The following is a 13,636-nucleotide window of genomic DNA, read 5'->3' on the forward strand; positions in this document are numbered from 1 at the left end:
ACCATAGAATCTCCCACAGGAGACTGCGTTGTTTCATGGAAATGTGATCCCTTGTGGGAGCGAGCCTGCTCGCGAAGGCGCCCTCAAAAACACCACCGGGCTAAAGCCAGGCGCAAAAAAACGCCAACCCGAAGGTTGGCGTTTTTCATGAAGCGCGTACAGATTACTCCGGCTTACGACGACCAAACCCCGGACGCTGGCCGGAACCGGCCGGCGCGCCGCGGCGCTTGCCCGACGGCTTGTCACCGTCGACCAGGCTGATGCCAGGACGTTTCGGCGCCGGCTTGGCCGGGCGCTTGGTGTCGGCCGGACGATCGGCTACCGGCGTACCACGACCTTCGCCACGCTCGGTACGGCCATTGGCCGGACGTGGTGTGCGTGGACCGCGTTCGCCGTCCTGACGGGCGGCTGGCTTGCGTGCTGGACGCTCGCCTTCGATCTGCGGTTCGCGGTTGGCACGCGGCGAGGCCGGTGCGGCGGCACCAGTGGCTGGACGCAGGGTACGTACGCGCTCGGTCTTGGCCATTGGACGCGACGATTTACGCTGCATCCGGTCAAGCTTGTCTTTGCTCTTGGCGTTCATCTGCGGCATCGCCACCGGTGCCAAGCCAACTTCGGCACTCAGGATGTCGACTTCGTACTGGCTCATTTCACGCCAGCGGCCCATCGGCAGGTCCGAATTGAGGAACACCGGACCGAAACGCACGCGCTTCAGACGGCTGACCACCAGGCCCTGGGATTCCCACAGGCGACGAACTTCGCGGTTGCGACCTTCCATCACTACGCAGTGGTACCAGTGGTTGAAACCTTCGCCGCCCGGCGCTTGCTTGATGTCGGTGAACTTGGCCGGGCCGTCTTCGAGGACCACGCCAGCTTTCAGACGCTCGATCATCTCGTCGTCGACTTCGCCACGCACACGTACCGCGTATTCACGGTCCATTTCGTAGGAAGGGTGCATCAGGCGGTTGGCCAGCTCACCGTCGGTGGTGAACATCAGCAGGCCGGTGGTGTTGATGTCCAGGCGACCGATGTTGATCCAGCGACCTTCTTTCGGACGCGGCATCTTGTCAAACACGGTCGGACGGCCTTCCGGGTCGACGCGGGTGCAGATTTCGCCATCGGGCTTGTTGTACATGATCACGCGGCGGACCGCCTCGGCGGCCTCTTCACGCTTGATCACCTTGCCATCGATGGTGATGGCGTCGTGCATGTCGACGCGCTGGCCAAGGGTGGCGTCTTTGCCGTTGACCTTGATCCGGCCGTGGCTGATCCAGGCTTCCACGTCACGGCGCGAGCCGACGCCGATACGGGCGAGGACTTTCTGCAGTTTTTCGCCTGCTGGGCCGATTTCCTGGTCGTCTTTCTGGTCTTTGATACTCATCTGGGCACCTCCCGGTGTGTTCTGAAAACTGGGTACTAGGGCGAAGGGATCGCCGAAGGGTCGCGAATCATACGCGCATGCGGGCGTTTGCGCATCAGAGAGTAGCTGATGGAACGTGACTTACTGATTTTTCCGCCGACCGGTGACACGCTATTAACATCAAGATCAAAAGATCGCAGCCTGCGGCAGCTCCTACATTTGGAATGCGATTCCTGTAGGAGCTGCCGCAGGCTGCGATCTTTTCAATCTTCAAGCTCGCGGCGTTCGGCTTCGATGGCTTCGGCCAGGGCCAATGCTTCGGCTTCCTCGTCGCTAAGCTCGGGTTTCGGCTGTTCCAGGGCGGCGACGGCGGCCAGCAGTTTTTCACGGGCCTCGGCGACGCCGAGGATGTCGTCTTCCTGCTCGGGCTCAGCTTCAGCCCGCAGATCCACCGGCTCCGGCTCGATGTCGATCGCCTCTGGATCAGTCTGCGGCGCATCACCATCACGCAACAAATCATCGAAGTCGGTCTTGATCCCCTCCTCCATGCTGTCCAGTTCCAGCAACAGCGTATGAAAACTGGTCTCTTCCTTGGGTTCTTCCGGTTCGGCGCTGGCATCGGCCAGCTCCTGCAGCCCGGCGGGTACTGGCGCGTCGTCGAAATCGAGCACCGGATCAGGCTCCAATTCGCGCACCTCGGCCAGCGGCGGCAGGTCATCGAGGTTTTTCAGGTTGAAGTGATCGAGGAACGCCTTGGTGGTGGCGAACATCGCCGGCTTGCCCGGTACGTCGCGGTAACCGACGATGCGGATCCACTCACGTTCCATCAGGGTCTTGACGATCTGGCTGTTGACCGCCACGCCCCGCACATCCTCGATTTCGCCCCGCGTGATCGGCTGGCGATAGGCGATCAAGGCAATGGTTTCGAGCATGGCCCGCGAGTAACGCTGCGGCCGCTCTTCCCACAAACGCCCGACCCACGGCGAAAACTTCTCACGGATTTGCAGGCGATAGCCGGACGCAACTTCCTTCAACTCGTACGCGCGGCCATCGCACGACTTGCCCAGAATAGTCAGCGCTTTCTTGAATACCGCCGGTTCCGGGCGCTCGGCCTCTTCGAAGAGCTCGAACAGGCGCTCCAACGATTGCGGTTTTCCGGAGGCCAACAGAAAGGCTTCGAGCAGTGGCGCCAGCTCGCGGGGTTCACTCAGGTTCATGATTGGACTCGTTATTCGGCTCGTGCTCGGACGTGGATCGCGGCGAACGGCTCATTCTGCACCAGCTCGACCAAGGATTCCTTGACCAGTTCGAGGATCGCCATGAAGGTCACGACAACCCCCAGGCGCCCTTCCTCGGCGGTGAAAAGCTCGACAAACGGCACAAACCCGCCGCCCTTCAGCCGTTCCAGCACATCGCTCATGCGTTCGCGGGTGGACAGCGCCTCGCGGCTGACCTGATGGCTTTCAAACATGTCGCCCCGGCGCAGCACCTCGGCCATGGACAGCAGCAACTCTGACAAACGCACATCCGGCAACAGTTTGCGCGCCCGCGCCTCCGGGGCATCGAGCTTGGGCACGACCACGTCGCGACCGACCCGGCTTAAGCCGTCGATACCTTCGGCGGCGGCCTTGAAACGCTCGTATTCCTGCAAGCGGCGGATCAGTTCGGCGCGCGGGTCTTCTTCCTCGTCTTCGACGGTTTCAGCCCGTGGCAGCAGCATCCGCGACTTGATCTCGGCCAGCATCGCGGCCATCACCAGGTATTCGGCCGCCAGTTCCAGGCGCACCGACTGCATCAACTCGACATATCCCATGTACTGCCGGGTGATTTCCGCCACCGGAATATCGAGGATATTGATGTTCTGTTTGCGGATCAGGTACAGCAGCAGGTCGAGCGGGCCTTCAAAGGCTTCGAGAAAGACTTCCAGCGCATCCGGCGGAATGTACAGGTCCAGCGGCATTTCCATGACCGCCTGGCCATAGACCATGGCGAAAGGCAGCTCTTGCTGGGCGCCGGCCTGGCTGTCGACGGGTTCCACTGCGGACATCTAGGCCTCGACCATGAACGGCGCAGGGTCACCGCAACCGACACGGATCACTTCCGGTTCGCCATCGGCGAGGTTGATCACGGTGGACGCCTTGACCCCACCGAAACCGCCATCGATGATCAGGTCCACCTGATGCTCGAGCAACTGGCGCATTTCGTAGGGATCGGTCATCGGGTCATCATCGCCCGGCATGATCAACGTCACGCTCATCAGCGGTTCGCCCAGCTCTTCCAGCAGCGCCAGGGCAATGGGATGGCTCGGCACCCGCAGGCCGATGGTGCGCTTCTTCGGATGCAACAGCAGTCGCGGGACTTCGCGGGTGGCATTGAGGATGAAGGTGTAGGGCCCCGGAAGATGGGCCTTGAGAATGCGGAAAGTGCCCGTATCGATCTTGGCGAACAGACCCAGTTGCGACAGATCGCTGCAGATCAACGCAAAGTTGTGTTTTTCGTCGAGCTGACGCAGGCGGCGAACGCGCTCCACGGCGACCTTGTCGCCGATCTGGCAACCGATTGCGTAGGAGGAGTCCGTGGGATAAATCACCACCCCGCCCTTGCGGATGATCTCGACAGCCTGCTTGATCAGGCGCGCTTGCGGGTTTTCCGGATGAATCTGGAAAAATTGACTCACATTCTCTACCTGTTCAGACGGCGGCAATAATTGGGTCATGTTTGAATCGACACCACAGTGGTGGCAGATCCTCCGGGAGCGGGCGGTATTCACCGATCTCGGACCAGCCTCCAGGGCCATGAAAATCACTGCCGGCGCTGACCAGCAGACCGAACTCGCGGGCCAGGATCGCGAGGCTGCCCACTTGTTCGGCAGGCTGATAGCCATTGACCACCTCGATTGCGTGGCCCCCTGCTTGAATATAGTCGGCAATCAGGCGGCGACGCTTGCTGCGAGTGAATTCGTAATGCCAGGGATGGGCCAGGCTGACCCAGGCCTTGGCCGCGCGCAGGGTCTCGACGGTTTCGTCCAGGGTCGGCCAATGCTGCTTGACGTCTCCCAGCTTGCCGGCGCCCAGCCATTTGCGGAACGCTTCGGCGCGATCCTTGACGAAACCTTCGCGCACCATCCAGTCGGCGAAGTGCGGGCGGGCCGGTGCGTTACCGCTATCTCCCAAGGCCTGCTGGACTTCCCTTGCGCCGTCCAGCGCACCCGGCATGCCCTTGAGCGCCAGTTTGCGGCTGATTTCCTCGGAGCGTAGCCAGCGCCCATCGCGCAACCTGGCAATCGCCTCGACCAACGGCGCGGCATCGACGTCGAAGCCGTAGCCCAGAACGTGAATGGTCGCGCCGCCCCAGGTGCAGGACAACTCGACGCCGTTGACCAGTTGCATCCCCAGCGCATTCGCAGCGTGACGGGCCTCGTCGAGGCCTTCAAGGGTGTCGTGATCGGTCAAGGCCAGGACTCGCACGCCTTTCTCGAATGCACGCGCAACCAGAACCGCAGGCGCCAGGGCGCCATCGGAGGCCGTGCTATGGCAGTGCAAATCAACATTCACAGGGCTTTGTAACCTCAAATCAGCTGGCGCTATCGCGCGCCCATATGTTTGTTATTATGCCGCCACATCCTGCTTCTGGCTGCCACTGTGAAACAATTCATCGATTTCATCCCGCTCCTGCTGTTTTTCATCGTCTTCAAAATCGATCCACGGGTCGTCGACATTGCCGGCCACGAGGTCACTGTAGGCGGTATCTACAGTGCCACCGCGATGCTGATCATCAGCTCCCTGGTGGTCTACGGCACGCTGTTCATCAAGCAGCGCAAGCTGGAGAAGAGCCAGTGGCTGACCCTCATCGCCTGCCTGGTCTTCGGCAGCCTGACCCTGGCCTTCCACAGCGAGACCTTCCTGAAATGGAAAGCCCCGGTGGTCAACTGGCTGTTCGCCCTGGCTTTCATCGGCAGCCACTTCATCGGTGACCAACTGCTGATCAAACGCATCATGGGCCATGCGCTGACCCTGCCTGAGCCGGTCTGGATGCGCCTGAACATCGCCTGGATCGCGTTCTTCCTGTTTTGCGGCGCCGCCAACCTGTTCGTCGCGTTCACCTTCCAGAGCTACTGGGTCGACTTCAAGGTCTTCGGCAGCCTGGGCATGACTTTGCTGTTCCTGGTCGGCCAGGGCATCTACCTGTCCCGCCACCTGCACGACGCCGATACCACAACGCCGAAAACCGAGGACTGACATGCTTTACGCAATCATTGCCACAGACGTCGCCAACTCCCTGGAAGCCCGCCTGGCCGCACGGCCTGCACACCTCGAGCGCCTGCAAGCGCTCAAGGGCGAAGGTCGCATCGTATTGGCCGGCCCGCATCCGGCGGTCGACAGCAATGATCCGGGGGCAGCGGGTTTCACCGGCAGCCTGATCGTCGCCGAATTCGACTCCCTGAGCGCCGCACAGGCCTGGGCCGACGCCGATCCGTACATCGCCGCAGGCGTCTACGCCAACGTTCTGGTCAAACCTTTCAAGCAAGTCCTCCCGTAAGCTCCCTCTGCGCGGTGAACCTTCTCGGTTCATCGCGTTCTCAATCGCTCATTAATCTCGTTTGCCTGCCGACAAACTCCCCAATATCCGTATTGGAATCAGGAGTCGCGATGCGCAAGGGTCCGTTGTGTCTGATGTTGGTCACGTTGTCGATCGTGGCGCCCGCCCACGGGGAAGAAGCCGCCGAGGGCGCGAACTCCACGCCGCTGTCCTTGAGCGCTGGTAGCCAGATCAACGAACTGCAGCAACGCTTGAAGGAAAGCGAGCGGCAACGAGAAGAACTGAGCAAACAATTGAACAATGCCGATGGCGAGCGCGAAAGCGTCCAGCTGGCCCGATTGCGCCAGGAGAATCAGCGACTCAAGCTGCAACTTCGGGAAGTACAGGCCGGCAGTTCGATCCCGCGCTTGTTGACCGATCAGCAACAGTGGTTCGTCATTGGCGCCGGGGTGGCGCTATTCGCCCTGCTCTGCGGTATCTTCGCCAGTGGTGCGAGGCGAAAACGTCGACAATGGCTAAATTGAGTGATCCATGAGCGAGTTGTTATTAATTGATGATGACCAGGAACTGTGCGAGCTCCTGGGCAGCTGGCTGAGCCAGGAAGGGTTTCAGGTGCGCGCCTGTCATGACGGCCAGAGCGCGCGCCGCGCGTTGGCCGAAACGTCCCCGGCGGCCGTGGTACTGGACGTGATGTTGCCGGACGGCAGCGGCCTGGAACTGCTCAAGCAACTGCGCAGCGATCACCCCGACTTGCCGGTGCTGATGCTTTCAGCCCGCGGCGAACCCCTGGACCGCATCCTCGGCCTGGAACTCGGCGCCGACGACTACCTGGCCAAACCCTGCGACCCGCGGGAACTGACAGCCCGCCTGCGCGCCGTGTTGCGTCGCAGCCATCCGGCGGCAGTGTCCAGCCAGATGGAGCTGGGCGACCTGTGTTTCAGCCCGGTGCGTGGCGTGGTCAGCATCGATGAACAGGAATTCACCCTTACAGTTTCCGAGAGCCGCCTGCTCGAAGCCCTGCTCAAGCAGCCCGGCGAGCCGCTGGATAAACAGGAACTGGCGCAAATCGCCCTCGGCCGCAAGCTGACCCTGTACGACCGCAGCCTCGACATGCACGTCAGTAATCTGCGCAAGAAGATCGGTCCTCATCCTGATGGCCGCCCGCGTATCGTGGCTTTGCGTAGCCGTGGTTACTACTACAGCCTCTGAATAGAACGCGATCCCTGTAGGAGCTGCCGCAGGCTGCGATCTTTTGATCTTAAAAAGCAAAATCAAAAGATCGCAGCCTGCGGCAGCTCCTACAGGGTTTGTCTTTGTCAGGTCGTCGGCAATCGGTCTTTACCCAAGCTTTACGTATCGCTGACCGCTGCTGACCTTGATCTGCGTAATCTGTACTCATCCGGAACGTACCGGGAATGAGACAAGGAGATTCACCATGCGCAAGACTCTTATCGCTCTGATGTTCGCCGCCGCCCTCCCGACCGTTGCCATGGCCATGCCCGAAGGCGCAGGCCCGATGGGTGGCGAGATGGACGGTTCGCACCACGGTGGGCAGATGCACGGCATGCATGGCATGCACGGCAAAGGCCCGTACAGCCAACTGGACCTGAGCCGCGAGCAGCGCGAGCAGATCCGCAAGATCATGGGCGAGCAGATGCATGAGCGTAAGCAAGTGGTCGACAAGTACCTGGAAAAACTCTCGCCAGCCGACCAGAAAGCCATGAAAGATGAAATGGCCGCCAACCACAAGAAAGCCGAAGCCGACGTGCGTGCGTTGCTGAAACCGGATCAACAGAAGAAATTCGACGAGATCCAGAAGAAACAGGCTGAACGTCGCGCCGAATGGGCCGAGTTCAAGGCGTGGAAAGCGCAACAGGCACAAAAAGCGCAATAATGCGCTAACCCCTAGGCCCAACAGCTGAACTGTGGGAGCGAGCCTGCTCGCGATGGACTTCAACGATAATGCGGGGCATCAGGTAGCCCGTGTGTCCTTGAGTTTTTCGCGAGCATGCTCGCTCCTACAGGTGATTTTGTGTTTGCTTGAGGAATTTCCGTGCGCTCATTGTTCTGGCGGATCCTGGCCAGCTTCTGGCTGGCCATCGCCCTCGTTGCAGGGCTCTCCATTCTGCTCGGGCACATGCTCAACCAGGATGCGTGGATACTCAGTCGCCACCCAGGTCTCAATACACTGGCTGAGCAATGGACGCAGACTTACGAATCCCAAGGCGAAGACGCGGCGCAGGATCTTCTGCAGAAGCGCAAGCGCCAGTATCACATCGATGTCCAGGTCCTCAACGAAAGCGGCGACCCGGTAGTACGCGGCACCTTCCCGCGACGTGCCGCTGCGTTTGAAGCGCGGCAGAACAACGATGACCGTCGCTTGCCATGGCGTCGCCTGACGGATGAATACACCAGCGACAAAAGCGGTGACACCTATCTGTTCATCTACCGGATTCCACATCCAGAACTCGACGCCTGGCACCGCGAAAGCCTGCTCTGGCCGTTGAGTGCACTGGGGATCGCATTAGTGGTGCTGACCCTGTTCAGCCTGTTGGTCACCTTATCCATCACTCGCCCTCTCAGCCGCTTGCGCGGTGCGGTGCATGACCTGGGACAAACCACCTATCAACAGAACAGCCTGGTCAAACTGGCCAACCGCCGCGATGAATTCGGCGTGTTGGCCAACGACTTCAATCGCATGGGCGCGCGCCTGCAAAGCCTGATCGGCAGTCAACGCCAGCTGCTGCGCGATGTGTCACACGAACTGCGTTCGCCCCTCGCTCGCCTGCGCATTGCGCTGGCTCTGGCCGAGCGAGCCACGCCGCAGGAACGAGAGAAACTCTGGCCGCGCCTGACCCGCGAATGCGACCGCCTCGAAGCGTTGATCAGCGAAATCCTCGTGCTGGCACGGGTTGACGCCGATAACGCCAGTGCCGAAGAGGTGGATCTCAACGCCCTGCTCAATACGTTGCAAAAGGATGCACAACTGGGTTCACCCGATCAGCTCGTGCACCTTGAAGCCGAGTCGCAACTGACCCTCAAGGGTTGGCCGACGATGATTGAGCGAGCCGTGGACAACCTGCTGCGCAACGCCCAGCGCTTCAACCCGGCGGGCGGCCTGCCGATTGAAATGCAGGCGCTGCGGAAAGGAGAACGGATTGTAGTGACCGTGCGTGACCATGGGCCGGGGGCGGACGAGGAACATTTGAGACAGCTGGGTGAGCCGTTCTATCGTGCGCCCGGACAGTCGGCGCCCGGGCATGGCCTGGGCCTGGCGATTGCGCGCCGTGCGGCGGAACGGCATGGCGGAAGCCTGGTGCTGGCCAATCACCCTGAGGGCGGGTTTATAGCCAGCCTGGAATTGCCACTGGTGCCGGGGGCTGTCGCCTAAGTAATCATTCCCACGCTCCGCGTGGGAATGATCTTTATGCGGCTGGCCAGGCGCTGACGAACTTGGCCAGGTCAACCTTCTCCGCTACCCGCGGCTCTTTTTGCGGCGTGCCAAGGTACAGGAAGGCAATCACCTCTTCGCCTTCGGCCAGGCCCAAGCCCTTGGCCACATGCGGCGAATAGGCCAGGTCACCGGTACGCCAGACCGCACCAATGCCTTGCGCATAGGCCGCCAGCAAGATCCCGTGGGCTGCACAACCCGCCGCCAGCCGTTGCTCGGACTTCGGATACTTGACGTGATCCTGCACCCGCGCGATCACGACCACCACCAAGGGTGCCCGCAGTGGTCCGTTACGCGCCTTGTCGATGGCCGCTTCGGTCACTTCAGCGTCCTGCAACTTTGCCGCCTCGGCCAGCAACTCGCCCATTTGCTCGCGCGCCGCACCTTCGACAGTCAGGAAACGCCAAGGCTGCAAATGACCGTGGTCCGGGGCACGCATGGCCGCGGCAAACAGCACTTCACGTTGCGCCTGGGTGGGGGCCGGTTCGATCAGGCGCGGGACGGAAACACGGTTGAGCAAAACGTCGAGAGCCTGCATCGGCCACCTCCAGAAAAAATTGTGCGGCTATTCTAGCTGTAACTACTGAGGCAGTGCGGTTTACATGCCCCGCCCCGCAGGTAGAATGGCGCCTTCCTTACTTCAGCCGAGCGGATTTCATGGCGTTGCCGACCTTACGTCTCATTGGTTTCATCATCGGCATCTTCCTGATAACCCTGGCCATCGCCATGGTCGTACCCATGGGTACGCTGGTGATCTTCGATCGCACCGGCGACCTGCCGTCGTTCCTCTGGGCCAGCATGATCACCTTTGTCGCCGGCCTCGCCCTGGTCATTCCCGGGCGCCCCGAGCATGTTCATCTGCGACCACGGGACATGTACCTGCTAACTGTCAGCAGTTGGCTGGTGGTGTGTATCTTCGCCGCGCTGCCCTTCCTGCTGACCCAGCACATCAGCTACACCGATTCGTTCTTCGAAAGCATGTCCGGGATCACCGCCACCGGTGCGACGGTGCTCAACCACCTGGACGACATGTCCCCCGGGATCCTGATGTGGCGCTCGCTGCTGCACTGGATCGGCGGCATCGGGTTTATCGGCATGGCGGTGGCGATCCTGCCGCTGCTGCGCATCGGTGGCATGCGGCTGTTCCAGACCGAATCCTCGGACCGCTCCGAGAAAGTCATGCCCCGTTCACACATGGTGGCGCGCCTGATCGTCGCAGCCTATGTCGGCATCACCATTTTCGGCAGCCTGGCGTTCTGGTGGGCCGGAATGAGTCCGTTCGACGCGATCAACCATGCGATGTCGGCGATTTCCACGGGCGGTTTTTCCACCTCGGACCAATCCCTGGCCAAGTGGACGCAGCCGGCGGTGCATTGGGTAGCCATCGTCATCATGATTCTCGGCAGCCTGCCGTTCACCCTGTATGTGGCGACCCTGCGCGGTAACCGCCGGGCGCTGATCAAGGATCAACAGGTCCAGGGCTTGCTCGGGATGCTGCTGGTGACCTGGCTGGTGCTCGGCACCTGGTACTGGTGGACTACCCAGCTGCATTGGCTCGAAGCGCTGCGGCATGTGGCGCTGAACGTGACGTCGGTGGTCACCACCACCGGCTTCGCGCTGGGGGACTACAGCCTGTGGGGAAATTTCTCGCTGATGCTGTTCTTCTATCTGGGTTTTGTTGGCGGCTGCTCCGGCTCAACCGCTGGCGGGATCAAGATTTTCCGCTTCCAGGTCGCCTATATCCTGCTCAAGGCCAACCTTAACCAACTGATTCACCCGCGGGCGGTGATCAAGCAGAAGTACAACGGTCACCGCCTCGATGAAGAGATCGTACGTTCGATCCTGACCTTTTCGTTCTTCTTCGCGATCACCATCTGCGTGATCGCGCTACTGCTGTCACTGCTCGGGGTGGACTGGATGACCGCCCTGACCGGTGCCGCCAGCACCGTGTCCGGCGTCGGCCCTGGGCTGGGCGAGACCATCGGTCCGGCCGGCAACTTCGCCTCGCTGCCGGACGCCGCCAAATGGATTCTCTCGTTCGGCATGCTCCTGGGCCGACTGGAGATCATTACGGTGTTTGTGCTGTGTATTCCGGCGTTCTGGCGTCACTGACCGGCAGCGGCGTTCCCGTCAATCGCGCCCGGTACTCGCCGGGCGTGGTGTCAAACCAGCGGCGGAACGCGCGGAAGAAATTGCTCGGATCAGCGAACCCCAGCAGGTAGGCAATTTCCAGCAGGGTCATGGTCGGTTGCGCCAGATACTGTTCGGCCAGCTCACGGCGGGTGTCGTCGAGCAACGTCTGGAAACTCGTGCCCTCCTCCTGCAGACGCCGTTGCAGGGTGCGTTGCGACAGGTGCAACGTCTGCGCGACCGCATCGCGCTTGGGTTCGCCCTGGGGCAGTAATCGGCACAAAACCTGCCGCGCCTTGTGCGTGACTCGACTCTCGGAAAATCGCGCCAGGTATTCGCCGGCGAAGCGGTCATGCAACAACGCCATGGCTTCGTTGGCCGTCGGCAGCGGCGCCTCCATGTCCGCCCGTTCGAAAATCAGCGCATCGTAGGGTGCGTTGAATACCAGTGGCGCGTGGAAGGCTTGTTTGTAGGGTTCGAGATTGAGCGGTTCAGCGCCTTGCACCAGGACCTTGCGCGGATGCAGCGTGCGCCCGGTCAGCCAGCCACACAGCGCCAGGGCGCAAGCCAGCGAGGCTTCGGCGCTTTGCCGGGTAGGCGGCAAATGGTCGCCATGCACCGTCAGAATAAGCGCATAGCCCTCATCCAGCAGGCGAAAACTCAGGTCGGCGCTTTCGGCGATGATCCGCTGGTAGCGCACCAGCCGCTTGAACCCTTCGGCCAGGGTCTGGCTGGACATCAAGGCATAGCCCGTCACATGAAACTGTGCAGGCCGCACCACCTTGCCCATGTTCAGGCCAATCGCCGGGTTACCGGACAGTTCAACCGCCCGTTGCCACAGTCGTGTCATGGAATCTTGCGGGAAGCGTGCATCCGGATCATCGAGTGCCGCGTAGTCGAGCCCCAGCTGCTTGAACAGAACCCGGCAATCCAGGCCGTCCATTTCCAGTGCTTTGACAATCCCCATCGCCCAGCTTGCAGAAGTCGTTCGTTCGCTCATGGCGTTTACTGTCTTGGTGAGCCGTCTGTCGCGGCAAGTTTTCCGAAGGATACTAAAGTGGCGCCTATTGTCACTGGCTGGCGCCAATGATCACTCTAGACTCAAATAAGCTACCCGCCGAACAACTTGCGGCCAGAACAATGACCACAGAGATCGCAGTCGTGGAAAACATCAAGCGTTTCAACAGTTTCGCTGAGTTTTACCCGTATTACCTCAGTGAACACAGCAACAGCACCTGCCGACGATTGCACTTCATCGGCACGACGCTGGTGATTTTCATTCTGGCGCTGACCATCGGTCGTGGCGCCTGGATGCTGTTGTGGGTTTTGCCGCTGGCAGGTTATAGCTTCGCCTGGGTTGGGCATTTCTTCTTCGAGAAGAATCGTCCTGCGACCTTCCAGCACCCTTTCTACAGCCTGCTCGGCGATTTCGTCATGTATCGCGACATGATTCTGGGACGTGTGCCGTTCTAGATCACCAGAGGATTGCCGATGAATGCCAATGCCCGTTTTACTCACATGAAGGATGGTACGCAGGAAGACTGGGCGATCATCGCCGCGGACTTCAGCGCCTATGCTCGTCAGTTGCCAATACGGATCGTCGCGCACCTGAAGTTACTGGAAGGTGACTTCGGCGGTTTCCCCGTGGACCGCCTGACCCACTCGCTCCAAACCGCCACCCGTGCCTGGCGCGATGGCCGCGACGAAGAATACGTGGTCTGCGCCCTGCTCCACGATATCGGCGACACCCTGGGTTCCTATAACCACCCGGACATCGCCGCCGCGATCCTCAAGCCTTTCGTCAGCCCTGAAAACCTGTGGATGGTGGAGAAACACGGGATTTTCCAGGGCTACTACTTCTTCCATCACCTGGGCATGGATCGGCACCTGCGCGAGCAATTTTGCGACCATCCGCAGTATCAGGCGACCATCGAGTTCTGTGCCAAGTACGATGCGGCGGCGTTTGATCCAGCGTATGACACGCTGCCGCTGAGTTTCTTCGAGCCTATGATGGAGCGCTTGTTTGCCCAGCCGAAGAATTCGATCTACAAGGCGGCGATGGAAGAGTATTCACCAGCCTGACAGATCTGCAGTGCCCGTGCCGGCCTCTTCGCGAGCAGGCTCGCTCCCACAGTTTGATCGCACGTTACTGAAGG

The 13,636-nt window shown here is 60.8% G+C and carries 16 protein-coding genes; 9 read left to right on the forward strand and 7 right to left on the reverse strand.

Annotated features, from left to right (window positions below; genetic code table 11):
• Positions 1-163: 163 nt before the first annotated feature.
• The 5 genes from rluB to PG5_RS01785 all read right to left on the reverse strand — a co-directional run bounded on the left by rluB (position 164) and on the right by PG5_RS01785 (position 4,914).
• On the reverse strand, positions 164-1,381 hold the full coding sequence (gene rluB / locus PG5_RS01765; protein ID WP_020795368.1) for a 23S rRNA pseudouridine(2605) synthase RluB: 1,218 nt from the start codon (positions 1,379-1,381) through the stop codon (positions 164-166).
• Between the two features lie 242 nt (positions 1,382-1,623).
• Positions 1,624-2,577, reverse strand: a complete 954-nt coding sequence (scpB, locus tag PG5_RS01770; protein WP_020795369.1) for an SMC-Scp complex subunit ScpB — start codon at positions 2,575-2,577, stop codon at positions 1,624-1,626.
• Between the two features lie 11 nt (positions 2,578-2,588).
• Positions 2,589-3,287 carry a ScpA family protein gene (locus PG5_RS01775; protein ID WP_172901685.1) on the reverse strand — a complete coding sequence of 233 codons (699 nt, stop codon included), beginning with the start codon at positions 3,285-3,287 and terminating at the stop codon, positions 2,589-2,591.
• Positions 3,288-3,407: 120 nt separating this feature from the next.
• Complete coding sequence (locus PG5_RS01780) at positions 3,408-4,037, reverse strand: L-threonylcarbamoyladenylate synthase (RefSeq protein WP_020795370.1); 630 nt, start codon at positions 4,035-4,037, stop codon at positions 3,408-3,410.
• A 13-nt stretch (positions 4,038-4,050) separates the two neighbouring features.
• Positions 4,051-4,914, reverse strand: coding sequence for a PHP domain-containing protein (locus PG5_RS01785; RefSeq protein ID WP_020795371.1), 864 nt, complete (start codon positions 4,912-4,914; stop codon positions 4,051-4,053).
• A gap of 87 nt (positions 4,915-5,001) precedes the next feature.
• Here PG5_RS01785 and PG5_RS01790 point away from each other — a divergent pair, with 87 nt between their 5' ends.
• The 6 genes from PG5_RS01790 to PG5_RS01815 all read left to right on the forward strand — a co-directional run bounded on the left by PG5_RS01790 (position 5,002) and on the right by PG5_RS01815 (position 9,290).
• The gene (locus PG5_RS01790; protein WP_020795372.1) at positions 5,002-5,598 is read left to right on the forward strand and encodes a septation protein A; all 597 of its coding nucleotides are present in this window, start codon (positions 5,002-5,004) and stop codon (positions 5,596-5,598) included.
• A 1-nt stretch (position 5,599) separates the two neighbouring features.
• On the forward strand, positions 5,600-5,899 hold the full coding sequence (locus tag PG5_RS01795) for a YciI family protein (RefSeq protein WP_008021382.1): 300 nt from the start codon (positions 5,600-5,602) through the stop codon (positions 5,897-5,899).
• Between the two features lie 110 nt (positions 5,900-6,009).
• A complete protein-coding gene (locus tag PG5_RS01800; protein ID WP_020795373.1) occupies positions 6,010-6,423 on the forward strand; it encodes a hypothetical protein in 414 nt (137 codons plus the stop codon).
• A gap of 7 nt (positions 6,424-6,430) precedes the next feature.
• A complete protein-coding gene (locus PG5_RS01805) occupies positions 6,431-7,108 on the forward strand; it encodes a response regulator transcription factor (protein ID WP_008055526.1) in 678 nt (225 codons plus the stop codon).
• A 226-nt stretch (positions 7,109-7,334) separates the two neighbouring features.
• Entirely contained in the window at positions 7,335-7,793 is a 459-nt protein-coding gene (locus PG5_RS01810) for a pilus assembly protein (protein WP_020795374.1), read from the forward strand.
• Between the two features lie 159 nt (positions 7,794-7,952).
• Positions 7,953-9,290: a HAMP domain-containing sensor histidine kinase gene (locus PG5_RS01815; RefSeq protein WP_020795375.1), complete on the forward strand. Its 1,338-nt coding sequence runs from the start codon at positions 7,953-7,955 to the stop codon at positions 9,288-9,290.
• A gap of 34 nt (positions 9,291-9,324) precedes the next feature.
• Here PG5_RS01815 and PG5_RS01820 read toward each other — a convergent pair whose 3' ends face one another.
• Complete coding sequence (locus tag PG5_RS01820) at positions 9,325-9,888, reverse strand: NAD(P)H nitroreductase (RefSeq protein WP_020795376.1); 564 nt, start codon at positions 9,886-9,888, stop codon at positions 9,325-9,327.
• 119 nt (positions 9,889-10,007) lie between these two features.
• Here PG5_RS01820 and PG5_RS01825 point away from each other — a divergent pair, with 119 nt between their 5' ends.
• Complete coding sequence (locus PG5_RS01825; protein ID WP_020795377.1) at positions 10,008-11,462, forward strand: TrkH family potassium uptake protein; 1,455 nt, start codon at positions 10,008-10,010, stop codon at positions 11,460-11,462.
• Here PG5_RS01825 and PG5_RS01830 read toward each other — a convergent pair.
• Positions 11,419-12,480 (reverse strand): AraC family transcriptional regulator, encoded by a 1,062-nt coding sequence (locus tag PG5_RS01830; RefSeq protein ID WP_020795378.1) that lies wholly within the window; start codon positions 12,478-12,480, stop codon positions 11,419-11,421. The genes PG5_RS01825 and PG5_RS01830 overlap by 44 nt on opposite strands.
• A 161-nt stretch (positions 12,481-12,641) precedes the next feature.
• Here PG5_RS01830 and PG5_RS01835 point away from each other — a divergent pair, with 161 nt between their 5' ends.
• Complete coding sequence (locus PG5_RS01835; protein WP_033043007.1) at positions 12,642-12,953, forward strand: DUF962 domain-containing protein; 312 nt, start codon at positions 12,642-12,644, stop codon at positions 12,951-12,953.
• A gap of 18 nt (positions 12,954-12,971) precedes the next feature.
• The gene (locus PG5_RS01840) at positions 12,972-13,562 is read left to right on the forward strand and encodes an HD domain-containing protein (RefSeq protein ID WP_020795380.1); all 591 of its coding nucleotides are present in this window, start codon (positions 12,972-12,974) and stop codon (positions 13,560-13,562) included.
• The last annotated feature ends 74 nt before the right edge of the window (positions 13,563-13,636 follow it).

The organism is Pseudomonas sp. G5(2012) (assembly GCF_000408945.1).
GTDB classification, from domain to species: Bacteria; Pseudomonadota; Gammaproteobacteria; order Pseudomonadales; family Pseudomonadaceae; genus Aquipseudomonas; species Aquipseudomonas umsongensis.